Source organism: Desulfobulbus alkaliphilus (genome assembly GCF_016918545.1).
Taxonomy (GTDB): Bacteria; Desulfobacterota; Desulfobulbia; order Desulfobulbales; family Desulfobulbaceae; genus Desulfobulbus; species Desulfobulbus alkaliphilus.
Genome location: NZ_JAFFQC010000341.1, coordinates 1 through 414, shown reverse-complemented (window position 1 = coordinate 414; position 414 = coordinate 1). Strand labels below are relative to the sequence as shown.

The following is a 414-nucleotide window of genomic DNA, read 5'->3' as shown; positions in this document are numbered from 1 at the left end:
GGTGATGTCGGGCTTGCCGTCGTTGTCGGCATCCACGCTGGAGATGGTGGGCACGTCGTCCTTGATGGTCAGCGTCAGGTCGGCATTCACGTTCTGACCCACATTATCCGTGAAGGTCACGTCGATGTCGTAGCTCTTTGCTTCCGTCAGACCTTCGCCATCCTTATGGACAGCCGCCGTATCCTGATCAAAGCTGTAGTCCAGCTTGCCGGTCTCAACATCGTACTTCAGGTTCAGCGTGCCTTCCGTCAGTTCGATATTCTTGCCGCCTTCCGCTGTAAGATCGGACAGACTGACCTGCTGATCCACTCTGTCGATCGTCACCTTCACGCTGGTCTCGTTTTCCATCGTGACCGTCAGGCTGCCGGAGTCGGTGGACTTGCCGCTTTCCGCGATTTCGGCATCTTCCGTCAC

Annotated in this window: 1 protein-coding gene; it reads right to left on the bottom strand. The window is 56.8% G+C overall.

Features of this window, described 5'->3' with window-relative positions:
- The coding region (locus tag JWG43_RS18845; RefSeq protein WP_205244440.1) for a hypothetical protein at window positions 1-414 on the bottom strand (414 nt) is incomplete at both ends.